Annotated in this window: 23 protein-coding genes; 10 read left to right on the forward strand and 13 right to left on the reverse strand. The window is 67.0% G+C overall.

The annotated features are described in order from the left end of the window. Positions 1 to 404: 404 nt before the first annotated feature. From FHS28_RS02610 to FHS28_RS02620, 3 genes are all read left to right on the forward strand, one after another. Positions 405 to 1,265 carry a rolling circle replication-associated protein gene (locus FHS28_RS02610; protein ID WP_088449223.1) on the forward strand — a complete coding sequence of 287 codons (861 nt, stop codon included), beginning with the start codon at positions 405 to 407 and terminating at the stop codon, positions 1,263 to 1,265. 238 nt (positions 1,266 to 1,503) lie between these two features. Then, positions 1,504 to 2,127 (forward strand): DUF2726 domain-containing protein, encoded by a 624-nt coding sequence (locus FHS28_RS02615; RefSeq protein WP_246409442.1) that lies wholly within the window; start codon positions 1,504 to 1,506, stop codon positions 2,125 to 2,127. 125 nt (positions 2,128 to 2,252) lie between these two features. After that, on the forward strand, positions 2,253 to 2,762 hold the full coding sequence (locus FHS28_RS02620) for a hypothetical protein (protein WP_088449222.1): 510 nt from the start codon (positions 2,253 to 2,255) through the stop codon (positions 2,760 to 2,762). Here FHS28_RS02620 and FHS28_RS02625 read toward each other — a convergent pair. The 4 genes from FHS28_RS02625 to FHS28_RS02640 all read right to left on the reverse strand — a co-directional run bounded on the left by FHS28_RS02625 (position 2,726) and on the right by FHS28_RS02640 (position 8,160). Next, positions 2,726 to 4,648: a hypothetical protein gene (locus FHS28_RS02625; protein ID WP_221193681.1), complete on the reverse strand. Its 1,923-nt coding sequence runs from the start codon at positions 4,646 to 4,648 to the stop codon at positions 2,726 to 2,728. The genes FHS28_RS02620 and FHS28_RS02625 overlap by 37 nt on opposite strands. Before the next feature lie 242 nt (positions 4,649 to 4,890). Then, positions 4,891 to 5,622, reverse strand: a complete 732-nt coding sequence (locus FHS28_RS02630) for an SDR family NAD(P)-dependent oxidoreductase (RefSeq protein ID WP_088449220.1) — start codon at positions 5,620 to 5,622, stop codon at positions 4,891 to 4,893. A 27-nt stretch (positions 5,623 to 5,649) separates the two neighbouring features. Beyond that, entirely contained in the window at positions 5,650 to 7,050 is a 1,401-nt protein-coding gene (locus FHS28_RS02635) for an FAD-binding domain-containing protein (RefSeq protein WP_375140712.1), read from the reverse strand. Between the two features lie 12 nt (positions 7,051 to 7,062). After that, positions 7,063 to 8,160, reverse strand: a complete 1,098-nt coding sequence (locus FHS28_RS02640) for an NAD(P)/FAD-dependent oxidoreductase (RefSeq protein WP_088449219.1) — start codon at positions 8,158 to 8,160, stop codon at positions 7,063 to 7,065. A gap of 95 nt (positions 8,161 to 8,255) precedes the next feature. Between FHS28_RS02640 and FHS28_RS02645 the strand changes: the two genes are divergently transcribed. Further along, the gene (locus FHS28_RS02645; protein WP_088449218.1) at positions 8,256 to 9,407 is read left to right on the forward strand and encodes a MerR family transcriptional regulator; all 1,152 of its coding nucleotides are present in this window, start codon (positions 8,256 to 8,258) and stop codon (positions 9,405 to 9,407) included. 42 nt (positions 9,408 to 9,449) lie between these two features. Here the strand turns inward: FHS28_RS02645 and FHS28_RS02650 are convergent, their stop codons facing one another. From FHS28_RS02650 to FHS28_RS02670, 5 genes are all read right to left on the reverse strand, one after another. Next, positions 9,450 to 9,968, reverse strand: a complete 519-nt coding sequence (locus FHS28_RS02650; RefSeq protein WP_088449217.1) for a GFA family protein — start codon at positions 9,966 to 9,968, stop codon at positions 9,450 to 9,452. A 106-nt stretch (positions 9,969 to 10,074) separates the two neighbouring features. Next, positions 10,075 to 10,692 carry a LysE family translocator gene (locus FHS28_RS02655; protein ID WP_088449216.1) on the reverse strand — a complete coding sequence of 206 codons (618 nt, stop codon included), beginning with the start codon at positions 10,690 to 10,692 and terminating at the stop codon, positions 10,075 to 10,077. A 60-nt stretch (positions 10,693 to 10,752) separates the two neighbouring features. Next, positions 10,753 to 12,783, reverse strand: a complete 2,031-nt coding sequence (locus tag FHS28_RS02660; RefSeq protein ID WP_088449215.1) for a DEAD/DEAH box helicase — start codon at positions 12,781 to 12,783, stop codon at positions 10,753 to 10,755. Between the two features lie 220 nt (positions 12,784 to 13,003). Then, positions 13,004 to 13,345, reverse strand: a complete 342-nt coding sequence (locus FHS28_RS02665) for a hypothetical protein (protein WP_088449214.1) — start codon at positions 13,343 to 13,345, stop codon at positions 13,004 to 13,006. Between the two features lie 134 nt (positions 13,346 to 13,479). Further along, positions 13,480 to 14,235, reverse strand: a complete 756-nt coding sequence (locus FHS28_RS02670) for a hypothetical protein (RefSeq protein ID WP_088449213.1) — start codon at positions 14,233 to 14,235, stop codon at positions 13,480 to 13,482. 319 nt (positions 14,236 to 14,554) lie between these two features. On the opposite strand from FHS28_RS02670, the gene FHS28_RS02675 reads away from it, so the two are divergent. Together FHS28_RS02675 and FHS28_RS02680 are read left to right on the forward strand one after the other, a co-directional pair. Next, entirely contained in the window at positions 14,555 to 15,991 is a 1,437-nt protein-coding gene (locus FHS28_RS02675) for an esterase-like activity of phytase family protein (protein ID WP_088449212.1), read from the forward strand. Continuing rightward, positions 15,988 to 16,593 carry a PEP-CTERM sorting domain-containing protein gene (locus tag FHS28_RS02680; RefSeq protein ID WP_088449211.1) on the forward strand — a complete coding sequence of 202 codons (606 nt, stop codon included), beginning with the start codon at positions 15,988 to 15,990 and terminating at the stop codon, positions 16,591 to 16,593. Before FHS28_RS02675 ends, FHS28_RS02680 begins: the two co-directional genes overlap by 4 nt. Positions 16,594 to 16,741: 148 nt before the next feature. Here FHS28_RS02680 and FHS28_RS02685 read toward each other — a convergent pair whose 3' ends face one another. Beyond that, on the reverse strand, positions 16,742 to 17,044 hold the full coding sequence (locus FHS28_RS02685) for a YkgJ family cysteine cluster protein (protein WP_184294049.1): 303 nt from the start codon (positions 17,042 to 17,044) through the stop codon (positions 16,742 to 16,744). Between the two features lie 194 nt (positions 17,045 to 17,238). After that, a complete protein-coding gene (locus tag FHS28_RS02690) occupies positions 17,239 to 18,684 on the reverse strand; it encodes an NAD-dependent succinate-semialdehyde dehydrogenase (RefSeq protein ID WP_088449731.1) in 1,446 nt (481 codons plus the stop codon). Positions 18,685 to 18,990: 306 nt separating this feature from the next. Here FHS28_RS02690 and FHS28_RS02695 point away from each other — a divergent pair, with 306 nt between their 5' ends. The 4 genes from FHS28_RS02695 (at position 18,991) to FHS28_RS02710 (ending at position 22,664) form a co-directional block, all read left to right on the forward strand. Next, the gene (locus FHS28_RS02695) at positions 18,991 to 19,863 is read left to right on the forward strand and encodes a poly(ethylene terephthalate) hydrolase family protein (protein ID WP_088449209.1); all 873 of its coding nucleotides are present in this window, start codon (positions 18,991 to 18,993) and stop codon (positions 19,861 to 19,863) included. Positions 19,864 to 19,875: 12 nt separating this feature from the next. Next, entirely contained in the window at positions 19,876 to 20,610 is a 735-nt protein-coding gene (locus FHS28_RS02700; RefSeq protein ID WP_088449208.1) for a lipase secretion chaperone, read from the forward strand. Between the two features lie 208 nt (positions 20,611 to 20,818). Beyond that, positions 20,819 to 21,706, forward strand: a complete 888-nt coding sequence (locus FHS28_RS02705; RefSeq protein ID WP_088449207.1) for an alpha/beta hydrolase family protein — start codon at positions 20,819 to 20,821, stop codon at positions 21,704 to 21,706. A 94-nt stretch (positions 21,707 to 21,800) separates the two neighbouring features. Continuing rightward, positions 21,801 to 22,664, forward strand: coding sequence for a helix-turn-helix transcriptional regulator (locus tag FHS28_RS02710; protein ID WP_184294051.1), 864 nt, complete (start codon positions 21,801 to 21,803; stop codon positions 22,662 to 22,664). On the opposite strand, the gene ggt is transcribed toward FHS28_RS02710, so the two are convergent. Further along, positions 22,613 to 24,355 (reverse strand): gamma-glutamyltransferase, encoded by a 1,743-nt coding sequence (ggt, locus tag FHS28_RS02715; protein ID WP_088449205.1) that lies wholly within the window; start codon positions 24,353 to 24,355, stop codon positions 22,613 to 22,615. The genes FHS28_RS02710 and ggt overlap by 52 nt on opposite strands. A 40-nt stretch (positions 24,356 to 24,395) precedes the next feature. Further along, on the reverse strand, positions 24,396 to 24,776 hold the full coding sequence (locus FHS28_RS02720; RefSeq protein ID WP_088449204.1) for a response regulator: 381 nt from the start codon (positions 24,774 to 24,776) through the stop codon (positions 24,396 to 24,398). Positions 24,777 to 24,860 lie beyond the last annotated feature (84 nt).

The raw sequence follows: 24,860 nt of genomic DNA on the forward strand, positions 1-24,860 counted from the left end.
GCGGGCGAAGCGGCGCGCAGCGCCGCTAGATTTATTCCTAGGACACTTCAGAACACGGGGGGCATTGATGCCTGATTCCATCGGTGTTCTCACGTCCCCGGTACCTCCGGTGACGCGTGAGCGTTGCGTTCATTGTTCGGGGTTGGGTGTTGTTGGTCGTTATGGCCGTTGGCCCCTCCTCTGCGGTGAGTGCGATGGCTGTGGCTTCCACCTTGTTCCTGTTGCTGAGGCCGTCGATGGCCCCCAAGGCGATTGAATGGCGCCGGCTAGGTCTTGGTATCAACCGGACCTCTTCGGCGGCCCTACGCTGGAAATAGCCCCCCGCACGGGGCAACCCAAAAAGAAAGCCCCCGCGACTGCTACCAACAGTCCGGGGGCGGTGACCACAGATCAAAGGACGATCAATGGCAGTAAGGCTTATAGACGGCTGGCTGTACGAAAGCAAGCCCTCAGATGAATACGAGTTGCGCCTGCATCATCTCGGCAATGGGCATCGCGAGGCCGTTATCCAGCGGCAGGACGTCTGGGAAGAAATCCGGCCTGCCACCCGCGACGAGCTCGATATGTGGGCTCGTGAGCGTGAGGAGGGTGAAGAGGAACGGCGCGAGGCAAACCGGCTCCGTGCTGCTCGCCGGGCTAAGACTAAGGTCCGGCGCATGGTCAAGGTGCTTGGACTGGATGCCCTGCTCACCCTCACCTATCGCGCAAACCAGACCGACCTTTCATTGTGCAAAGCGCACATGAAGGAATTTGTCCGACGCATGCGGCGCATCCTTCCTGGCTTCGTCTACGTTGGCGCCTTCGAGCAGCAGCGCCGCGGGGCGTGGCATGTTCATATGGCCATTCACGCCCTTCCTCGTGATCTGCCCTGGTCAGGCGTCAAGGTGAAGTCCTTCAATGTCGTGCGTGCTGTCTGGCGCTCTGTCGTCGGTGATCTTGGCGGCAACATCGATCAGGCGCGTCGTAAGCGGTGGTCCCAGCAGTCATGCGGCAAGCTGGCTGCCTACCTCTCCAAGTACATGCTCAAGGCATTTGAGGATGGTGATGACTGGTCCAATCGATACAGCGCCAGTGCCGGCGTCACCTTGCCTAAGGCCCAGGTCGTCCGGTTTCGCTCGTATGCCCTCGCCGACCTCATTGCATTGGCCTATGAGGAGATTGCAGCCGGCGCCTGTGAGTGCATGTCATGGCTCGCCCGTTGGGGGGATACGTTCTTTCTCTCAACTGAGGAATCCGACCCAATGAAAAAACCCCCGCGCTGGTAAGCTACGGGGGTCAAGTGTTGCATGGTGTCAACAATGTGCGTTTGTCGGTCGCAAACGCAACAACCTGCACCTTGTAGTCTCTCCACAGGTCTAGGCTGACCCGACTCAACGTCTGCAGTGAACCAGCGCCACCCATCCCGGCCCCACATCTTTCACGTTGACGGTCCGCCACACCTGTCCTCATCGCCCCAGACCCGCAGATACTCCCGCTCCTAAACAGAGACCAGGGAGGGTCCAAATGATGAAACTGCTGTGGGTGGTTCTGCCCGTGTTCGTCCTCGTGCTGCTGGCTGCAGCGGTCGCCGGTGCCAGGAACCAGGGTCGCAAGGCCACTGGGTTGCTCGGCGGCAAACGGCCGCTGACCAACCGTGAACAGGCCATGTACTTCCGCCTGGTCCAGTCGTTCCCAGACCATGTGGTGCTGGCCCAAGTTGCGTTCTCGGCCATTCTGACCACCAAGGATCGGCCCACGCGCGCGACGTTTGATCGCAAGGTCTGCGATTTTGTTCTTTGCTCCAAAGCCTTCGACGTGCTGGCCGTCATCGAACTCGATGACGCGAGCCATAAGGGCCGCGCCGATGCGGACCGCAAACGCGACGCCATCCTGACGAAAGCGGGCTATCGCGTCCTTCGATTTCCGCAGGTTCCGGACGCAGACGACTTGCGCATGACGTTGGCACTGCCGGGATCGCAAGTTCAACCGGTGCCGACCAGCTCAGCAGCGCCGACAGCGTCAATTGCACCCTCGATGTCCGCCACGGCAGCTGAACCGGCACCTTCCGGCCAGCGACGGCAGACGCAGTCTGCCCGCACCGAGCGAGCTCGTGCGAAGACGGTTTCCGAAGACAAAGTTTCCAGTTAACCACGAGGACTCAACCTGATCTGCCGCAACGCCGTGAGACTTCGTCGCGTCGTCGCCTCGTCGTCTCATCGCACGGCGGCATCAAGCGCGCGTGGAGCACCGCGCGACCTCATTACCCGAAGATCATGCTCGCAGAGAAACCGGCCTGGATCATCCGTCGCATCAGCCCCGATCCCGTGTTAGACAGAAGGCCGACCTACGTCCTCAAAACGACTCTGATCTCTGTCGCTACGGCACTGACGGTGGTCCACGTGGTCGGTTTTGTTTGGCTCGAATGGCTTGAGTGGCCACCGGGAGCATCGTCCGCCGACCGCCATAACGGTGTGTGGACCTGGCTGTCCGCCGTCGTCTGGGGACCGATCGGCGAAAGCCTGTTCTTGTATTTGGCCTGCGCCTTCGCCTTTATCAATGCCCGGGAGCGCCCAGTCGCTGCATCCGTCGTCATCGGCATCGTGGCAGGATTGCTCCACGGCATCTTCGCCCCGCTCTGGTTCTTTGGCCCAGCAGTCAGTTTCGGCATTTGGAGTTTTGCCTGGTTCCGATGGAGGACGGTACACCCCCCGCGCGGCTTTCTGATTCTCCTGGTTCCGCACATGCTTCAAAACCTGCTGGCAATGGTGCTCGTTGCTGCATGACCGGCCAGGTTCACTTCGGGACGAGTCGCGGGCCGGCCCCGCTCGCCGCCAGCGAGCCCCCTTCTCCGCACCCCCGTCAACTCGACCGCAGCCCGCACCTCCGGCCCAACCACCCCGCCCCGCAATCGCTGCGCAGCCCCCCGTACCGCGCCAAACACCGCCGACAGGCAATCCGCATCCGCATGTCGTCCGACCCATTGCCCGACGCCCGTCGCAGCGCCCGCCAGCACCGCCATCAACAGGCTGCTGACCGTCGCCTTGAGCGCATGCTCAGCCGCAAGAATGTTGTCCTGCGCTGAAGAGTCTGAACCCCGGTCGCCGCCCTCACGCCCATCGGAAAGCGCAAGCCCCGGCACCAACCCGATGTTGATGCCCATCAGCAGCGCCACCAGCGGTGTCATCACCAGCCCGGTCACCGCCAGGGTTGAAGGCGCCAACGCCCCTTCCCCCACGCCCCGCCCGAATGCCGACAGCGACCGTACGGCGCCCCAGGACCAACGGGTACCCGCTCTGGCACGCTGAATCATCTCCGGCAGGTTGTCCTGCGTCAGCAGCTTGAAGTCCTGCGAACTCCGGCAGTCCAGTGTGCGCCGCGTCAGCAGGGTGGCCGCGGCGCCAGAGAACAATCCACCGCCAGCGTCTCCCGCGAAGTCGATGTGATCCCGAAGGTCCCGGCTGACCCCTTGCGGATACGCAGCCGCATACACCGCCGACGGCAGCACCGCTCGCAACAGCGCATTCTTCGTGAAGGTGGCCAGTGCCGAAATGCCCAATCGCATGCCGATGTCCCGAGGCTCGGAGACTCTCATCGCGCTGGCCAGCGGACTGGTGCTGCCCCCGGAACCTGCATACGACAGCGCCGAGCGGACCGCTGACGCCCCGGCACTGGCCACCGAATCGAAGTAGCCGATCATCGCCCCGGCGACTGCGCCAAAGGCCGCAGCGCCGCGAAACCCGCCTTCCGCCCCCAGCAGGACCGGCGCCAGCTGCGGACCGATGCCCCACAGGAAAGCGGACATGCCCACCGGGTAGCCCACCTGCCCCAGCAGGCCTGTCGCGAACGCCAGCCAGTCGTCAATCCGGCGGGCGTGATCCAGAAACTCCTGCACCTTCTCCGGGGTGTCGAGCTCATGGTCCACCAGCACTACAGCCGCTTGTCGCAGCGCGCGAAGCCCTTCCTGTTCGTGATCCTGCGGAGGCAGCTTGAATCGATTCAATGCATCCATCAAGCCGGGCTGAAGGCATTCGACAATTCGGTGAACGTCTGGTTCGATGTCCCTGGCAGGGCAAAGGCGCCGGCCATTCGCCAAGCTCCGGCCGTAGTCGCGACGCACCTCCGCCACCAGCCCTTCGAACCGAACACCCGCGTCAGTGTCCGCCAGGGTCGATGAGGCCGCGACGCCGCCGAGGTCCATCAAGAATCGTTGAATGTCTCCGGGGTCGGCCTGCGACACCGCCTGCCTCAGGCCGTTGGCCGTCAGGCAGATCTCCTGGGCCAATTGTTGCCGGGCCAGCTCCACATCGGCCCGGCGCGCCAGGTCGCACAGCGTCTCCAGCAGGCGGTCCCGCGCCGAGGAGACGGCCGTATGAGGAGGCGCGGAAAGCTTCAGCGCGCCCGGGGCGTCCGGCCGCAAGCACGCGACTTCACCATCCAGTTCTGCCAATGCAAGGCGCAGCTGGTCATTCAGCATCCGCCGCGCCTGCGTCGTCAACGCCTGCTCCAGCGACTGTGTGGCGGAGGGACAAGACGCCGCCGCCTGCACCCGCAACAGCAGCGCCTCGCTCGACTGCTGGATCTGATCCAGCACCTGCGCCGTACTGGCCGAATAAACACCTGCATGGGCACGCTCCGCCGAGCCGTCGCCCCCGACCGGCGTGCCAGTCAAATCCGGCGACCGCCGTGCGCCCCCCTCGGCGCCCTGCCCTGGCTGCGGCTCCGTCCACGCCGGGCTGTCATGGAGAACGCCATCATTGGTAACCCCGAGCGCCGCCCCGTTCATCGCCACACCCATCACCATGACCTCCTACCGGGCCCCTGCCCCGATGCGCATGAGTTGGAGCTGGCTGGGCCAGAGTTCTCGTTGCAGGCGGAAAGACGGGTCCGGAATTTCCTTTAAGGGTTACTCCCTCATTTCACCAGCGGGCGCACGTTGGTGAACCCACCATCCACTGGAATGATCTGGCCAGTGATGCGGCTCGCCTGATCGCTGAGCAGCCAGGCCAGCACCTGCGCCACTTGCTCCGCCGACTGCACGCCGCCCAATGGATATTGCTTTGCCGCGCCCTCGCGCATGGCCGGCATGCTCAGGAGGCCCGACGTCATCGGCGTGTCCGTCATGCCGGGCGCCACCGCGTTGATGCGGACGCCCTGAGCTGCGTAGGTGGCCGCGGCACTGCGTACCAGCGCTTCCACCCCGCCCTTGGCTGCTGCAATGGCCTCATGGTTGGCGACCCCGATCCGTGCCACCACCGAGCTGGCCAACACAGCCGCCCCCGGCGTGCCCTTGAGGGCCGCCAGCCAGGCCTGCAGCATGAAGACGGCACTGTCCAGATTGACGCGGATGAGGTCACGATAGGCCTCAGGCTTGGTCCGATGCAAGGGCGCGATCAGCGTGTTGCCGACGCAGTGGGCCAACAGGCTCGGCGCCGCGCCCAGCCCACCCAGACAGGTTTCCACAGCCGCAGCGGCACCTTCAGGTGTGGTGACGTCGGCCGCGATTCGCAGGTGCGCGTCGATGTCGGCCAGCCGTCCGAGATCCCGGCTCACCGCCGCGATCTGAAAACCCTGCGCGCGCAGGTGGTTCACCAGGGCTCGGCCGATGCCGCCGGACGCGCCGGTGATGAGTGCGATGGAAGTCATGTTGCCTTGTCCTCGTTGTTGTTCAATTCAGGGGCCCGGGGCCCTACGCGCGGTTGCCACAAGGCTGGCTGATCCGACGGGGTCGGGGTCGGGGGCTTGCGCAAGCAAGTCGTCCGCCGTCTGCAGTCCCTTCACCGCGCGGCGCCACCATTGCGAGAAGCTGTCGCAGCGAAGCGGCACCTCAGGAAACAACGGCGAATCCGGCACCCAATCCACCCCACCCGCTGCCGGGGCCATTCCCGGCGCTGCCGGCGCCCGCTGCGGCTCTGTCGAAGAACTGCACCCGATCCAGGGGCGCAGATGCTGGTCCCACCGGCCCTGCACCGCGGACGCCTCGCGCAACACCACGGCCAGCGATGCGACGTCGGTCCACCAGCGGATCGGCGTCAATGCCGCCATTCGTGTATCCACAAATGCCCAGCGCGCATCGCTCCACGGCCAGACATCATGGAAATCCTTCAAGTAGAGACCGACGATGACCGTGTCCGGCGCGAGGTCCGCAGGCAGCGGCCCCAGGCTCCAGGGGTGCACCAGCCAGACCTTCTTCCCCGCGATGAGCGCGACCTCCGGAGCGGTAACGCCCATGGCCGAGCCAGGGGCCCGCCGAACCGCCGGCTGCTCCATGCCGCCGAAACCCGTCAATGCCGAAGTCTCCGGCTTGGCCCGTCGAGAGGAGGCATGCGCCCAGGCGTCCAAGGCGGCATACGACAGGTCCACGGCACTGCCAAAGCTGTGCCAATCCGTCGGCGCATACCGCGCCACGTTTTCGGCATTGAAGACATAGGGCTTGCTGCTGCCGGTGCCGGCCACCCATTGCCAGCTCAGGTGGTTGCTGGCCAGGTCGCCGTCCAGCAGATGACCATAGAGCCAGTCCGCGCCAGCACGCCAATGCACCTTGCGCAGATGCACGACATAGCTCGCCAGCCACATGCGCGCGTGGTTGTGCAGGGTGCCGGTCGTGTAGAGCGTCTCCACGGCGCGGTCGATGACCGGCACGCCTGTGCGGGCCTGACGGATGTCCTCGGGCAGTTCGCGGTCGTACGCCCCCTCCGGCAAGGGGCCGGCATGGAGGGATTGCAGGATATCGTCGCCCCGGTGCTGCCAGACGTGCCGGAAGAACGCGCGCCATCCCAGTTCGTAGACCAGCTTGTGCTGCACATCGAGCGGATGCCGGGCATTCACCTCCGCCAGCACCTGACGCAGGCTGAGCAGGCCGTGGGTGATGTAGGGCGAAAGACCGGTGACCGCGCCTTCGATGGCATTGCGGGTGCGGGCGTAGGCGGACGGTTGCACGGCGGCCAGGCGGGCGAGCGCCGCGTCCATCGTCGGCGGGTGGCTGGCGTGGATCGGCATGGGAGCGGCGAACGGCAAGACGCTCGCACCGTCGATGCCGTCCAGCTGCGGATCGGCTTGATGTCTGTTGCGCACGGTGCCGCTCCTTCAAACGGCAGCGCTTGGCTGCGGAGTGGACGTCGGTAACGATCCACGCATCGCATCCACCAACGCAAGCGCAGACAGATAGGCGCCCTCCACGCCATCCATGCCGTGTCCGGTGAAAAGATCGCCGCAGACGCCCAGCCCCATTCGCTCGTCCCACCAGTGATGCGGTGCCGGCGGTTGCGGATGTGCCGGCGTGCGGGACATCGGCGGCAAGGCATAGCGCCATCGATGCACCACCGAATGCAGCCAGCGCACGCGGTGTCCCAGCACCACCTCCAGCGCGGTGCTCAGCTGGTGCTTCACCCAGTCGGCATCCTGCTCCAGATTGAGCCGACTCCACCCCGCCCTCGCATGCACCACCCATTGCGCCTGGCCAGCATCAGCGCTGCGCCCCGGCCGACGGTCGTTGCGCATCACCCAGGCCAGCGGACCGGTTTCCGGTCGCGCGAGCGACCATTGGGATTCCCGCGCGGCATCCTGCGCCTCCACGGCGGCGACGCCCATCAAGGTCCAGCAGGGCTGCATCGGAACGAGCGACGCATAACGCGCCCAATCGTCGCGCAGGCCGTTCAGCAACACGGCCGCCTGCGCCGGCGGGATGGCGAGCACCACCACATCGAAGGTCTCGGCCACCGCCTGATCGCCAACGTGAAGTTGCCACCCCGTCTCATCACGGGTCAGCCGGTCGACCTGCGCACTCCACTGCGTGCCCATGCCGGCCAGCAGTTGCCTGCATAGCGCCGGCATGTCCGGAGTGGCCACCAGCAGCGGACCCTCCCGTTCCAGCGGCAGGCTGTCAGGGGCCAGGTCCGGCACCCAGGGCGTCACAACGCCCAACCCCTGCATCTCCCGAAGAAAGTCCTGGAAGGCCTCGCTGCCTGCGGTGAAGCCCAGCGCGCCATGGTCCAGGCGGGCGCGACCGGGGGCGCCGTCCTCCCGGAGCCACTCAAACCGCCGGGTGGCCAGTCGTCCGCCGGGCCCACGCGCTTTATCGAAGACCTGGACCCGGTGGCCGGCCTGGCGAAGCGCTCTGGCGCACGCGGACCCCGCCAACCCGGCGCCCACGACAGCGATTGAAGCGGTTTTGTGTGTCAACATGAGTCAATGCTAAAGGTTTCGACGCCGCAAAACGCTTCAATGACCCCATAATCGCCGCATAGATCACCTTTAATGCGAGTCAAAAGGAGGACGATATGTCCGATCCCACGCCATCGCTGACGCCCCTCACTGCCAGTTCCGAAGAAGACGTCTCCCTGCGTCGCAGCGGCGCGGTAGCGCGCATGCTGCGCATGCCGGTCGCCACCCTGCGGGTTTGGGAGCGCCGATATGCCCTGACACCGCCTCGCTGGTCGGCCGGTGGACAGCGCCTGTATTCCGCCGATGACGTGCGGCGACTCGCCCTGATCAAGCAACTCACTGAACTGGGTCACGCCATCGGCAGCCTTGCTCCGCTGGACATGGCGCAGCTGGAAGCGGTGGCCGCCACCCACGTCGGCGCCATGTCGGTGGCCACCCGCAAGGAACACGGGCCGCGCGGGCAGTCCTCCTCGCAGCGCCCGTGGCGAGTGGCCGTCATCGGCGCCGCGCTGGGGGCCCGGCTGGAGCGTCCTTCGCTGCGGCGTCGACTGGGCCGCAGCGTCGAATGGATCGGCCCGTTCGACTCCATGGCGCAAGCCGGCGAAGCGGTGCACCGGGACGATGTCGACGCACTGCTGATTCATCAGCCCCACCTACACGCCGGCTGGCTGGCCGAGCAGGAAGCCGCCGCGCCCAAGCTGATGGGCACGCCAATGGCGGTGCTCTATGTCTTCGCTGCGGATGCGGTCTGTGAATCACTGGCGGCAGTGGGCACGACCCTGCTCCGCGAGCCCCAGCCGGATGTGGTGATCGGCCAATGGTTGCGGCAGTTCGCCTTGGAGACCGGGGAAGAACCGGAGGTCACCGCCGAGGCGGAGATCGCGACACCGGCACCGCGCTCGTCGCGTCGCTGGGACGATGCCAGCCTGGTGGCCTTTGCGAATCGATCGTCAACGGTCGCTTGTGAATGCCCGCGGCATGTGGCCGAGCTGCTGATGCAGCTCTCGCATTTCGAGACCTACAGCGCCAAATGCGAAAACCGCGGCCCGGCGGATGCGGCGCTGCACGCGTACTTGAAGCAGACGGCAGCGGAGGCCCGTGCAAGGTTTGAAGACGCGCTGGAGCGCGTGGCACAGCATGAAGGCTGGCCGCTGCCCGCGCCGGCTGCGGGGCCGCTGGAGAGTGGCGGCGGGCCCTCGCCTTCCCCGTCGACATCATCGTCATCGTCCCTGTTGCCGGGGTCCAGCGTCTTTGCGCCGATCCGTTAGGGCCGGAGAGACTGTCCGCTCCTCCCGCAACGGGTCCGCGAATCAACCTGCGGCCTGCGCCGCTGCCAGGGACTCGCGGTAGGCCTTGATCTGCGGCGCCAGCGCCGCCCAGCGGGCGCGCGCCTCGGCGGTCCAGACCTCCGCCGGCTTGTAGAACTCGGCGAAGACGCGCGCATCCGCCGGCAGCGTCACCCAGGGCTGCTTGCTGCTGGTGAAGATGTGAACGTCCGGCGGGCATCGATCCGGCTCATCCAGCGTGCCGACTCGCACAAAACGGGTCACCGGGCCCGATCCGGCGTAATGGCTCCACACGGCCACGCGGCATTGTGGGCAACGCGCAATCTGCTGTCCGGCGCCGCTGGCGGACGGCGTGTCGACCAGCTCCGGCGTCTCGCCTAGACACTCCACGCGGTCCGCTTCGACCACCGCGTTCAATGCAAAGGACGCGCCCGATCCGCGCTGGCACCACCGGCAATGGCAGCAATGGACGATCATCGGCGCGGACAGCAGCCGGTACCGCACTCGGCCGCAATCGCAGCCGCCTTCGAGAAGCTCACTCATGATGTCGTTTCGATGGATCTTTCGAAATGATGGCAATTGCCACCTGCCAGCCAGTCCAGAGACCCTTGCGACGAATCATGGGGAATCACCTTGCCCCTGAGGCGCCTCAACGCGTGAAGGGCAAGGCCATGCCCAGCACGCCAAACATGCCACCGCAGGCGCGGTTGAACTGACGCCCGGTCTTCTGCAACCAGGGCCGGATGCGGAAAGCCAGCCGCACCAGCCCGTACTCCACCAGGCCTTCCACCAGCGCGAAGGTCCCGGCCATCCAGAGGAACTGCACCCAGAGGCTACCGGACGGGTCAATGAACTGCGGCAGGAAAGCGCCGTAGAACAGCAGCACCTTCGGATTGGAGACAGCCGCAAAGAGCCCTTGGCGGAAGAGCGTCCAGCGGGCCGCGTCCGCCTTGCGGCCGGCGGCCACCGGCGAGAGGTCAATGGCCGGCGCGCGCCACAGCTTGAAGCCGAGCCAGCAGAGATACAAGCCACCGATGACCTTGAGCGCCGTGAGCGCACCAGAAATCGTCTGCAGCAAGGCGCTGATGCCCAGCATGGACAACCCGATCAGCGACACGAATCCGACCGCGCCACCGAGCACAGTGAAGCTGGCGCGCCGATGTCCATACAAGGCGCCGTGGCTCAACACCAGCAGGCTGTTGGGGCCCGGCGTGAAGGACAGGCCCACGACGGCCAGGAGGTAGATCAGCCAGGTATGCAGCGCCATGAATGGTCCTGAAAACGGGTGATTGTCGACCCCTGCCGCTTCGGCGGCCCGGTCAAAGGCCTACTGTGCCACAGGCCCGTCGACCGCCCTCGCCCGCTGACGCCAGAAGGCGACATCCAGCGTCTGACGGATGCCGGTGCGTTCGTTGATCAGCCACAGCTGCAGCCCGTCCGGGCTGACGCCCGCCACCTCTCCGGTCACACGACCGGCCGACACCCGCCGCCCGACCGCATTCCCAGGAAACCCACGTTCGGCCGCCAGGCTCGCCAGCGGCACCACCGCGCGCGCATCCTGCGCCAGCCGCTGACGCTGCACGATGGGCGCCAGCAGCGGATTGGTCAGGTCACCCGCGGACAGGTACAGCACCACCTTCGCCTGGGCGCGACTCAAGGCCACGTTGATCAGCCGCTGCGCTTCTTCCGTCTGAAGGAACGGCTGCCGCCCATCGGCCGGATCAAACAGCACCACCGGGGCCTCACTGCCCTGCGCCCGGTGCACGGTGCTCACCCGGACGGCGTCCGGCACCCCGTGCGCCTGCATGCAGTGCCGGATCAATGCGCGCTGGGCCCGGAACGGCGTCAGCACGATGATGTCCTTGGGTGCCCAGTCACCGCTGTGCAAGGCCGCCGCCACGGCGGTCGCTGCCGCCTCGGCCGATTCCCGCCGCACGGGTCCCCGGGCATCGGCGGACCAGCCGCCATCGCGGGACACCGGGTGCACATGCACGTGCTCGTCCGGACCGATGGCGCCAAACGTCCGTTCCCGCGCGGCGCGCCAGTCGGGCGAGTGCTGCGCGACCTCGGCCACCCGCAGGACGCCGTCGTAGAACAGGTCGCTGACCAGATCCCCGATGGGCGCGGCCATGCGGGACTGCTCGTCCAGCATCGCCACCGACGGCGCCCGCCGCGGCATCTGCGCAAAGGCGGAGCGGCCGAGCCAGCGCCGCGCCTCGCGGTCGGTGCTGCGCAGCACGGGCGACAGCTGCTGGGGGTCGCCGGCAAACAGGCGGGCACGCCCCAGCGGCATCAGGATCAGCGCATGCGCCAGGCTCACTTGGCTGGCCTCATCAAACACGATCAGGTCGAACGGCGGTTCGCCATCGGTCGACAGCTCGCGCAGCGTCTTGAGGGTGAAGGCGGCCCGTGTGGTGGTCATGCTGGCGAGTCGGCAACGCTGCAGCACCTTGAGGGATGAGGCCCGCAGGTCATCGCGCAAATCAGCCACCCGGTCGGCCCAGGCTTTGAGCGCCGCAGCGTCGCGGGCGGCGGGACGGGCGGCTTCAGCGCGGGCCAATCGGGCGATCAGGTCATGGTCGCCCGTCGGGATGAGATGCTCGCGGCCGGCGTAAGCGGCCGCATCAAAGCGCGTGCCCAGACGTTGCACGAATGGGCGCAAGGCCTCGCGACGGCCTTTGTGCAGGGCCTTGTCCACCGCGACGGTGGCGACATCCACCGCCTGGTTGGTGGTGGACAGCAGCAGCACCCGCGCCTGCGGCCGGCGCTCCAGGTATTCGGCGAGGAGCACGCCGAGCGTGGTCGTTTTGCCGGTGCCCGGCGGCCCCCAGAGAAAGGCGCTGGTGTACTGCACCAGCGACAAGGCCTGGCGCTGCGCCGGCCTCAGCCAGCGGAACGGAGCGCCGGTCAGCGGCTCGCCGGCCTCGGAGGCGTCGGGATGCTGCAGATCCGGCAGCGCGGCCAGCGCCTGCTCCGCCCAGGGCGTGTCGGCCCAGGCATCGGCCACTGCATTCAGGAACCGGGGCGGATAGAGGCGGATCAGGTGGTCCGGCCCGGGCGGCGGGGCGGAGGCGTTCTGCAGCACCAGTTGGTCTTCTTCCGGCACGACGGCCAGTACGCTGGCGCCGCCTTTGCTCGGCAGGCCCCACCAGGCCGAGGCGCCGTCGAGGCTGTCGTCCAGTAGCGCCTGCGCGGACGTCTGTCCTGGACGTTGGCCCTCCGCATAGACGTAGCCCGGCTCCAGGGTCACCCGCCAGAGGGACCCTTCACGTTCGGTGTGCAACACCTTGAAATCGTAGAACTCGGGCGTGGCCGACAACTCGGCCTGCAAGGCCGCACGGACGTCGGCAAGAGACATGATTCAGACAGCAACGAGCGCGCAGCGCGAAGGAGCCGGCGCGGCCGTGGACCACGTGGCATCGAGGGCCGCGACTATAGCGTCTGGTGACCGGGCGACAGGCGTCGCTGTGCCGGCGCGAAGCGCTGGAGGAAGCAGCAGCTGGTGCCGATTCGGAGGCGACCGCAGCGCTTCAAGCAGTGTTCCGGGCCGCGCTGCGGACGACGCTTCCGGTCCGGCGTCAGTTGCGATCGTGTCTGCGCGCCAGGCGCCGTTCGCCCGGGGCCGGCGCAGGTCGGCCCGCCTCAGCGGCCTCGCTCTGTCCTCCGCCCACCGACGGCGAGGACCGCAGCGGCGCGGAAGCTGTCGGGTTGGGGGCTGGCAGCGGCGAGGTTTCCACCTCGGACGCCTGCGGATTGGGCGTCGGCGCGGCATCCGGGCTCGCGCCCACGGTGCCGGACTGCCGACGGCTGGGCGGTGCTTGGGTAGCTGCCGGAGCCGCCGTCGACGCCGTGGCGGCAGCGGCCGGTTCCGGCGGCCGCGTCTGCGCGATGGCCGCAGCAGCAACGACAGCCACAGACATTGCAAGCGCGGCAGTGCTGAGGTGTTTCATGGTGAGGCGCCCCGGACTGGGTGAACTCCGATGCCAGTAGGCGGCAATTGGCGCTCCCATGTCCACCTCAGGGTCTTGACGCCCTCGCCTTCTGGCCCTGCCGGTCAGCGACCGCTCAAGCGCACCAGCTCGTACGGCTTGCCCTGAAATCGCCCGGCCCGGAGTTCGCCCGGTGTTCGGAGGAACGGGTTGTCCTCCCATTGGGCCGTCGCCAGCACCGACTCCAGAAACGCCCGGCCGGTATTGCCATCAAACGGAATCGCCAGATCGAACACCTCCCGCGGCACCCAGCGACCGAGTCGTGCGGCGGAGTCGTGGGCGAACAGGTCCGCCACCAGCGGATCTTCCTGCGCCGCGGGATACACCAGCGCCAGCCGGTCCAGCACCAGCGGCAGCCAGGCGGACAGCGGGCCGGCGGATGGCTGCACATGCACCGCCAGTCGGGTCAGATAGGACAGCGCATCGAAGAGATGCCGGGGGAAGTCCACGCCCCGGGTGATGGCGTGACCCAACTGGGTCAGCGCGCACCACAGCGGGCCCTCCACCGGACCGCGCCAGTCGGCACGAAGCAATTCAAAGGCGCGCAGGTATCGCGGGTCCGCCGTGGCGCACCAGGCGGCTTCCAGGTACGCGCTGGGCTCCGTGCGGGTATGCAGTCCGTCGAAGCGCCAGACGATCCATTCCGTCAGCGCAATGGCCAGCGCGAGACGCGCCCGGGGCTCAATCCGCTGTGCCGTCCGCAAGACTGGTTGCGCCTGGGTTTCATTGCCCAGGTCGCGTGTGCTCAGCACCGCATCTTCCCAGCGGAAATGCAATCGGCCAGCATCATGAAAGCGCACCCAGGGCGGTGTGTGAAGCATCTCGCAGGCGGCTCTCGGAGGCGGCTGAGTCAGGTCAAAAAGGGACAACCCGGCAGGTTACCGGCGCGATTTCGCACAAGAGCGGCAAGGTCGGAAACCAATGGCAAGCCCTGTGTCCAACTGATAGCCGCGGCCTCTGAACGCGGTCCGATCGGCCTCAGCGAAACCATTGCGGATGATAGGGGCGACGCAGCGAAACACCGTATGACTAAAGACCTGCGAGCGGCTTCGTCGCCCCTGAACCCGGGGGGCGAGGCGTCACGGAACCGTCACGGCCCATGTTGAACATGCGAGCTTTCCATTGCAGCAATGTCGCACCATGACGCTTGCCTCTCGTGCTCTGGGCTCTGCCCGCCTGTTCCGTCCCGGCCGACTCGTGGGGGCTGCCCGCCGGTGGTCGGCCGCCTGGCGCGTCACGGCGCTGAGCCTGTCGCTGGCCGCGTCCGCACAGGCTGCTCCCCAGCTCATCGCGATCGGCGCACTGGACGGCGCCGGTTCTGATTTCTCGGGACAGTCCGGCGCCCTGGAAAACGGCACTCGGGGCGATCTCCTGGGCGGCCTCGGATCGGGTCTCGCCTGGGCTGGAGGCAGCACCTTCCTTTCGGTGCCGGACCGTGGTCCCAATGCCACCGCCTGGAACAGCACCCTGGACGACACCACCAGTTACATCCCCCGCTTTCACACCCTGAACCTGGCTCTCCAAGCCACGCCGGATCGCACCACCGGTCTGCCTTTCACCCTCACACCGCGCCTGGTGTCGACCACCCTGCTCTATTCCCGCACGCCGCTCACCTATGGGCAGACAGTCGGCGGATTCCCCGCAGTTCCTGCGGCCAATACGGCGACCCGGTTCTACTTCAGCGGCCGATCGGACAACTTCGCCGCCGACACCACGTCCGGCGATGTGAATGATGGGCGGCTGGACCCGGAAGGCATTCGCCTCTCCGCCAACGGACTCAACGTCTATCTGTCTGACGAATACGGCCCCGACCTCTACATCTTCAACCGGGCCACCGGCCAACGCGTGCGGACCTTGCGCCTGCCCCCGGAACTGACCGTGGCGGTGAAGTCGGCGCGAGGCAGCGACGAGATCGCGGGCAACGCCGTCGGACGTGTGGCCAACAAGGGCATGGAAGGGTTGGCGATCTCGCCCGACGGCACGGTGCTGTGGGGGTTCATGCAAAGCGCCCTGGCCCAGGATGGCGGCGACGGCGCCCGCGTCAACCGCATCGTGCAGGTGGAGCTGGCCACTGGCCGGGTGCGCCAATTTGCTTACGACAACTATCTGGCCGATACCGGAAAGACCTACGGCAGCAGCGAGCTTCTGGCTCTGAACAGCCATGAGCTGCTGGTGCTGGAGCGCGATGGCAAAGGCCGTGGCGATGGCTCAAAAGCAGTGGTCAAGCGGGTCTACAAGATCGATCTGGCGGGCGCTGACGATGTGAGCGGCCTGCAAGGCGAAGCCACGCTGCTGCCGCTGGCGGTAAAGAAAACGCTGTTCCTGGACATTGTCTCCAGCCTCACTGGTTACGGCATGGCTGCCAAACAGATTCCGGCCAAGCTGGAAGGTCTGGCTTTCGGTCCGGACATCGTGGTGGATGGCGTGCTCAAGCACACGCTCTACATCGCCAATGACAACGACTTCCTCCCGGTCACCGCCGACGGCCTGGCCAACCCGAACCAGTGGTTTGTGTTTGCCTTCACCGACGCCGATCTCGCCGGTTCCATCTTCACTCCTCAGACCCTGCCCCAATGACCCATATGTTCAGCCGCGGCGCACTGGCCGCGACAGCCACGGCGCTGATGACCCTTGGCCTTTCCACCCCCGCGGTGGCCGCGCTCACCGGTGACTATGACAACAGCCACTGGACGACCATCAACACCCATGGCGGCAATGGCTCGATTCTGGCCATGCCGGACACGGTGACGATGACGTCGTCCGACTTCAGCCTGATCGACGCGACGCCCGTCGAGTCCTGGCTGAGCTATGGGCTGACGGTGACCCGGGACACGCAGCTGGCTTTTGACTGGCACTATGAAACGCAGGACATGAGCAGCAGCTTTGATGTCTTCGGCTATACGCTCAATGGTGTGTTCACCCCACTGAGCCAGGAGGGGCTGAGCTTTCTTGAGACGCAAGGCGGGCGGCAATCGCTGAACCTGATCGCGGGCAGCAGCTTCGCATGGAGCCTGCGCTCGGTGGACAGCGAAGGCGGCTCGGCGATCGTGCACCTGAGCGGACTGTCCGCTCAAGAGGTGACCGCCGTACCGGAGCCGACGACCTGTGCGTTGATGATCGCAGGGCTGGGTCTGGTGGTCGGCGTCACCCGTCGCCGCCCGCGACGGACCCACAACTGACCCACAACTGACCCACAGGCGCGTCCAGCGCGGGGATCTGTGCAGGGATCTGCGCAGGAAGCTGCGGAAGCACGCTCGAAGGGAATGCCCCGCCGCTGCCCATGCCACAGGTCCATGCCGCACGTCCATGCCGCACGTCCATGCCGGATCACATCCGGGCGACCAGTGGCGCGGCAACCGTCAGCACCGTCTGCAGCCCCGCATTCATCTCTTCATCGGACAGTGGGGCGGGCCATGCGCCGCCCTGCTCGTCTGCCAGCGCCTGCATCACCGCCTGCGGGACCTCGCGATTGCTGGCGTCCAGCGCCACGCACCCGGCCGCCTGAACCAGGTAGTAGACCCGCGGCGTGAGCTGTCTGGACAGTCGCTGTTGATACAGCTCGTCGATTCGGCAGATGAGCGGGCGCTCGGCGTACACCGCGCAGCGCTGGGTTGCGGCGTCCAGATGCATGCAGGTGCCATCCCCCGTGTTGAGCACGGAATGCGACGGCAGATGGCGGCAGCAGGCACCGCAGGAGGTACAGGGAAAGTTCATGATCCAAGGGGCGGAGGCCGCCGCAGTGCAGTGCCTCCTAGTCCCCCGGACCCGACGGGGCGGTTCCCTGCCCGCCCCCGCGCTCATCACGGATTGCGCAAACCTCGGGCTTACACGCCCAGAATCGACACCGCCTTGGTGTTGAGGTAGGCCTCCAGCGCTTCCGGCCCACCCTCGGACCCATAGCCGGAATCCTTCACCCCGCCAAACGGCATCTCGGCGGACGGCGTGGCGGGCTGGTTGATCCAGAGCATGCCCACTTCCACCCGCTGCGACAGCAGATGGGCGTTCTTGATGGACCGGGTGAAGGCATAACCCGCCAGTCCGAACGGCAGGCGGTTGGCTTCAGCGATGGCTTCTTCCAGCGAGTCGAAACCGCGGATGGCAGCGATCGGCCCAAACGGCTCGTCATTGAACACCGAGGCGTCCAGCGGCACATCGGCCAGCACCGTCGGGGCGAAGAAGTTGCCTGCATCGCCCACGCGCTCACCGCCCGCTGCAATGCGAGCGCCGCGCTGACGGGCATCCGCCACGATCTTGGCCATCGCCGCCACCCGGCGCTCGTTGGCCAGCGGGCCGAGCGTCGTGCCTTCGGCCAGGCCGTCGCCGAGCTTCAGACCCTGCGCATGCGCCACCAGCGCTTCGGTGAACGCGGCCTTGATGCTGTTGTGCACCAGGAAACGGGTCGGGGAAATGCACACCTGACCCGCATTGCGGAACTTCGCGCCACCCGCGGCCTTCACCGCCACGGCGACATCCGCATCGTCCGCGACGATCACCGGGGCGTGCCCGCCCAGCTCCATCGTCACCCGCTTCATGTGCGCACCGGCCAGCGACGCCAGCTGCTTGCCCACCGGGGTGGAGCCGGTGAAGGTGACCTTGCGGATGATCGGATGCGGGATGAGATAGCTGGAAATCTCCGCGGGGTCGCCAAACACCAGGCCGACCGTCCCTGCAGGCACGCCGGCATCAACGAAGGTCTTGAGCAGCGCCGCGGGCGACGCGGGCGTTTCTTCCGGCGCCTTCACCAGGAAGGAGCATCCGGTGGCCAGGGCCGCGCCGAGCTTGCGCACGATCTGATTGACCGGGAAGTTCCACGGCGTGAACGCCGCCACCGGTCCGACCGGCTCCTTGATCACCAGTTGCTGCGCTGCCAGATTGCGCGAGGGCACGATGCGTCCATACACCCGGCGGCCTTCATCCGCGAACCATTCAATGATGTCGGCGCCCGCCAGCACTTCGCCCTTGGCTTCCGCCAGCGGCTTGCCCTGCTCCTGCGTGAGCAGGCGGGCAATCTCGGGCGCACGCTCTCGCAGCAGGGCAGCGGCGCGGCGCATGGTCGCCGCACGTTCGTGCGCAGGCACGTCGCGCCACGCTTCAAAACCCTGGCGGGCGGCGGTCAGCGCACGGTCCAGGTCTTCCTGGCCCGCATGCGCGACCGTGCCAATCACCTGACCCGTGGCCGGATTGCGCACATCGATCTTGCGGCCGCTGGTGGCGTCCACCCATTCGTTGGCGATCAGCAGCTGGGTATCGGGGTAATGCGGTGCACTCATGGTCATTCCAGAGGAGGGACGCCGTGACGGCCCTCCGTGATGTAACGAAGATGACCCCACTCTACAGCGCCGCCCCATGCAGCGCCGGTGACACGCCGGATGCCGCTGTTGGCCGGGTGGGTTTCCCCGCATGTGAATCTAGGGGGGTCAGGTCATTCCGATACAAGGCATTGCGGCGCGCGGTTTCTAGACTCTCCCGGCCGCTGTGCGCCCGGCTCCGCTTGCACCGTGGGACCGGCCTCCCCTGCCCGACCCTTGTGCAGACAGGACGCGGCGGCGAACCATGTCACTGAACAGGGAGACAACATGCACTTCACGACCCTCTGGCGTCGCCATGCGCGCGCCTGCGCCCTGGCGGCTTCGGCCGTCCTGTCACTGTCCGCCAGCAGCGGATGGGCGCAGCAGACGGGCCCCGATCCCACTTCCGCCAGCCTCAATGCCACGGCCGGTCCGTTTGCGGTCAGCACGTCGACGGTGACGTCGCCGGTCGGTTTCGGCGGCGGCACCATCTACTATCCCACCACTGCCGGGCAGTACGGCGTCGTGGCGCTGAGCCCGGGCTTCACGGCGACGCAGACCAGTGTCGCCTGGCTGGGCCGTCGCCTGGCCACCCACGGCTTCGTGGTGGTGACGATCAACACCAACAGCACCCTGGATCAACCGGCCAGCCGCGCGACGCAGCTGATCGCCGCCTTGAACTATGTGGCCAACAGCGCCAACAGCACGGTGCGCAGCCGCGTCGACCCCAACCGTCGTGCCGTCGGCGGCCATTCGATGGGCGGCGGCGGGTCGCTGATTGCCGCGCAGAACAACCCCAGTCTCAAGGCCATCCTGCCGCTGACTCCGTGGAACCTCAGCACCAACTTCAGCGGCGTGCAGGTGCCGACGCTGATCGTTGGCGCCGACGGGGATGTGGTGGCGCCGGTGTCCTCCCATGCGCGGCCCTTCTACGCAAGCCTGCCCAGCACGGTCCGCAAGGCCTATGGCGAGCTCAACATGGCCAACCACTCGACACCGACCAGCGGCGTGAACACGCCGATCGGCCGGTATGGGGTGACCTGGATGAAGCGCTTCGTCGACGGCGACACCCGCTATTCCACCTTCCTGTGCGGCGCAGAACATCAGGCCTATGCCACGGCCGCAGTGTTCGACCGCTACAGCCAGAACTGCCCGTACTGATGGAGGTCCGCCATGCCGCATCCGCACAAACGTGGAAAAGGCTGGCGCATCTTCGGCCTGGCCCTGATCGCAGGGCTGGGCGCCGCCGGGCTGTATGCCTGGATGGCGGATGCGTCTTCGTCGGAGCCGGTCGTTGCGAGTCAGCAGTTCCCCTGGAGTCAGACGCCGGGGACGCCTGGCGCGCCCGGTACCGCCGGGAATGCCGGCGGGACTGCGGGTCTGTCCGCGACGGAGCTGGCTGCGATGGCCGCCACCAGCGCCGGTGATCCGGACGGCTCGGGCGGCCCCCGTCCGCGGCCCTTCCGGGTCGACGCGCGGGGTCAGCTCGTGACCGACCAGACCCTGAGGCTGGAACTGGAGTCCTTGCTGGCGCTGTATCAAGGCGCGGCACAGACGGCCGCCCTGGAAGCGCAACTGTCCGGCTTGCCGGCAGCGGCCGCGGCCCAGGCGCGGCAACTGCTGAGCCAGTTCGCGAGCTATCAGGAGGCGCAGCGGCAAGCGTTTCCCCCGGACCAGGCGCCGCTGATGCCGGAAGAAGGCCTGGCGCAGCTCAATGCCCTGCAGTCCCTGCGCGCCACCTACCTGGGCGCGGACAACGCGCGGCAGATGTTCGCGCAGGACGATGCCGTGTCGCGGCGTCTGCTGGAGTTGATGCGGGAGGATCCCTCCCCCAACCTGTCCATGTCGGAAAAGGCGGTCCGCGCACAGGCCCGCTACGACGTCGAGCGCAACGGCGCACAGCCCTGAGGTCCCGCCCACGTGTCGGCGCCTGCCGGCACGTGGGTTTCTCCGGATGGGAGCTAGGGGGCAGACGATCCATCCAATACAAGGCATCCCGGGAGGGGATTCCTAGACTGGATCCGCCGCAGCGCATCGGGGTCAGGCGTCCACCGGGCGACCCTGGCCAAGCCTGTTGCTCGCGGCGTTGTCCAACGTGACCTCTCAGGGAGACATCATGACCCTCACCTCGAGCCTGCGCCGTCAGGCACGTGCCACCGCTGCATCCGTCTGCACCCTTGCGGCCGTCTTCGCTGCGGCCTTGACCGTCGCCACGCCGGCCCTGGCCCAGCAGACCGGGCCGGACCCCACGTCCACCAGCCTCAATGCCACTGCCGGCCCCTTCGCCGTCAGCACCGCGACGGTGGTGGCGCCGGTCGGCTTTGGCGGCGGCACCATCTACTACCCCACCACGGCGGGGCAATACGGCGTGGTGGCGATGAGCCCCGGCTTCACTGCCACCCAGTCCAGCATTGCCTGGCTGGGCCGACGCCTGGCCACGCATGGCTTTGTGGTGGTCACGATCAACACGCTCACCACGCTGGACCAGCCCGCCAGCCGGGCCACCCAGCTGATGGCCGCGCTCAACCATGTGATCAACAGCGCCAGCAGCACGGTGCGCAGCCGTGTGGATCCGAACCGGCGTGCGGTGGCCGGGCATTCAATGGGTGGCGGCGGCGCCTTGATCGCCGCGGAGAACAATCCCAGCCTGAAGGCCTCCCTGCCGCTGACGCCCTGGAACCTGACCACCAACTTCAGCGATGTGCGGGTGCCCACGCTGATTGTGGGCGCCGATGGCGACACGGTGGCGCCGGCCGCGGTGCATGCCCGGCCGTTCTATGCGAGCCTCTCCAGCAGTGTGTCGAAGGCCTACGCCGAGCTGAACTTCGCCACGCACTTCACGCCCAACACCACCAACACGCCCATTGGCCGTTATGGCGTGACCTGGATGAAGCGTTTCGTCGATGGCGATACGCGGTACTCCACCTTCCTGTGCGGCGCCGAGCATGACGCGTACAACTCCGCGCTGGTGTTCGAACGTTACAGCCAGAACTGCCCGTATTGATCGGATCGACCCTGCCCGCGGTGCTTTGATGACACCGCGGGCAACAGGGTTCCGTCTTGACGGGGGTGGCGGCGTGCCGGAGCATGCCGCCACGATGCACAAGACATTGGCGACGCCCCGCCTGGGGCTGCTGGGAGACAGCTTCATCTATGCCGGCCCCAACATTCAGGCGGACGTGTGCCGCCATTCCGTCACCCTGGCCTGCGCCCTCGGTCCGGAACCGATCACCATCGCCGCCGAAGGCCGGTCCTGGCAGGGGCACCTGCTGGCCATCCGGCCCTTCCTGAAGCGGGCGGTGGCGTCGGGACCGGCGCCGGTCGCGCTGATTGATCTGGAGCCGTCCCACCCGCGCTACAACACCTTCAGCTGCCAGGCGCCGGACGCTTCCGTCACGGTGCTGGACACCGCGCGATTTGCAGGTCTGCTCAGCTGTGTGCAGGGATTCGCCGATCAGCGTCTGAGCGGATCGCAACTGCGCGCCGCCGTATGCCTGCATGTGGCCGATGTGGCGGACAGCATCGGACCGGAAATGCCGGTGTCGGCGCCGGTGCTGCAGATGATGGCCGCCGTGCGGATGGACCCTGCTTCCGATCTCGGCGTGCTGGGACGCCGGGTTGGACTGCCGGCGCGGCGGGCCTCGCAGCTGTTTGTGTCGGCGCTGGGGCTCACGGTGCGGCAGTACGCATTGGCGGAGAAGATCCGCCGCGCCGCGATGTTCCTCGGCAGCCGCCGACCGCTGACCGACATCGCCCAGCTATGCGGCTTTGCCGATTCCGCCCATCTGGCCAAGGTCTGGCAGCGTTGTTATGGCATGTGCCCGTCGACCTTCTTCGGCGGGCGACTCGCCGCGAGCCACGGCAACCTGGACCTGGCCTGGCGGCAGCAGGTGAGTCTGGCGGACGCGGCTCAGTATCCCAGCGCCAGCCCCGTATTGCGGCGCGGGTCATTCGCGCCATAGAAACGGTTCTTGCCCACGGGCGTGCCGCCCAGGGACGGCGCGCCGATCAGGATCGCGGCCACATGGTTGGCGGGCTGCGGCGGTCCCAGCTTCTGGCCCTTCGCCACGAGCAGCGCCTGGGTATCCGGCGACAGCGCAAACGGCTCGACCTGGGTGACGCCCGGCAGCCATTGTTGATGGAAGCGCGGCGCGTCGACCGCTTCCTGCACCGTCATGCCGTAGTCGATGACATTGAGCATCGTGTGCAGCACCGCGGTGATGATGCGGCTGCCGCCCGGCGTGCCGACCACCATCACTGGCTGGCCGTTCTGGGTCACGATGGTCGGGCTCATCGACGACAGCGGACGCTTGCCGGGGGCGATGGCATTCGCTTCCCCCTGCACCAGTCCGTACATGTTGGGCACCCCCGGCTTGGCGGTGAAGTCGTCCATCTCATTGTTCAGCAGCACGCCGGTGCCGGCGGCCGTCACCTTCGCACCGAACCAGTCGTTCAGGGTGTAGGTGACCGAGACGGCATTGCCCCAGCGGTCGGCGATCGAGTAGTGGGTGGTGTTGCTGCCCTCATGCGGCTCGACGCCCGGCTTGATGTCCTGCGATACGCCCGCCCTGTCGGGATTGATCACCGCGCGGATGCGGGCGGCATAGGCCTTGTCGGTCAGGCGGGCCACGGGGTTCTTCACGAAGTCCGGATCGCCGAGATAACTGTTGCGGTCGGCATAGGCATGCCGCATCGCTTCGATCTGATAGTGCACCGATTGCGCGGAGCGCCAGCCCAGGTCCTTGAGCGGATAGCCCTCGAGAATGTTGAGCATCTCGCAAATGATCACGCCCCCGCTGCTGGGCGGCGGCGCGGAGACCACGTGATAGCCGCGGTAATCGCATTCCACCGGGGCCAGCTCCCGGGTGCTGTATTGGTCGAGATCGGCCTGGGTGAGGATGCCGCCGCCGCTCTTGCTGGATTTCGCCAGGGCCGCACCCACGCTGCCTTGGTAGAAGCCGGCGGTGCCCTTGCTGCTGATGGCCTTCAAGGTGCGGGCCAGGTCTTTCTGCACCAGCGTGTCGCCGACCTGAAAGGGCTCACCGGTGCGGCGCAGGAAGATCGTCCCCGAGGCCGGATCCTTGCGGAAATCGGCGGTTGCGGTGTGCAGCATGTCGATGTCGCCCTGGTCCAGGACGAAACCCTTCTCCGCCAGCCGAATCGCCGGCGCGATCAACGCCTCCCGCTTCATCGAGCCGTATTTGGCACGGGCATATTCAAGTCCGGACACGGTGCCGGGGACCCCCACCGCCAGATGCCCGTGGGTGCTCAGGCCCGGAACCACATTGCCGCTGCGGTCCAGATACATGTTGGCGGTGGCAGCCAGCGGGGCTTTCTCGCGGAAGTCGAGAAAGGTCTTGCGGCCATCGGCCAGCTGGACCGTCATGAAGCCGCCGCCGCCCAGATTGCCGGCGGCGGGGTACACCACGGCCAGGGCATAACCGACTGCCACGGCCGCATCGACCGCATTGCCGCCGCGCTCCAGCACCTGCACGCCGACCTGGCTGGCCAGATGCTGGGCCGTGACCACCATGCCGTTCTCGGCGGCCGCCGGGGCGACCGAAGCCGCCAGCGCGGTGGCGCTGAAGGGGGCGAAGGGAGCCAGGGGGACGAAGGACAGGGTCAGCCCTGCCAGCAGCAACCGCACACGCATCAACTTCTCCAGGAAGGACAGGTGCGGTTGATTATGACGCTCAGGCGGCCGCCATCCAGCCGCTGTGCAGCAGACCGTTCAGATCGCTGACGAGTTCCTCGAACTCGAAGGACTTGTCGTAGAAGCCGTCTGCACCGCGGTGCACCACCTGCGGCCCGAAGATCTGGCTGTTCTCGGCACTCAGCACAAACAGCTTGCCCCGAAAACCGTCGGCACGGATGCGGGAGATGACGCCCAGGCCGCTGCCGGCGGACAAGGTCAGGTCCACCAGCACGACATCCGGATGATTCAGCGCCACCATCGCCACCGCGGCGCTTTCACTGTCGGTCTGGCCGACCACGGTGATGTGGCCCTCCGTCTGGAGGCGGTCCACCATCAGGCGGCGCAGGCGGCTGCAATCTTCCACCAGGACAACTCTCATCTTGTCACTCCCTGTTGGACGTGATGATGCGCGGTGCCGACGGCTTTGCCGATGGCGGGTGCCCGCGGCCTGATGACAGTCATC

The sequence above is a fragment of the Roseateles terrae genome, assembly GCF_014192155.1.
GTDB lineage: Bacteria > Pseudomonadota > Gammaproteobacteria > Burkholderiales > Burkholderiaceae_C > Roseateles > Roseateles terrae.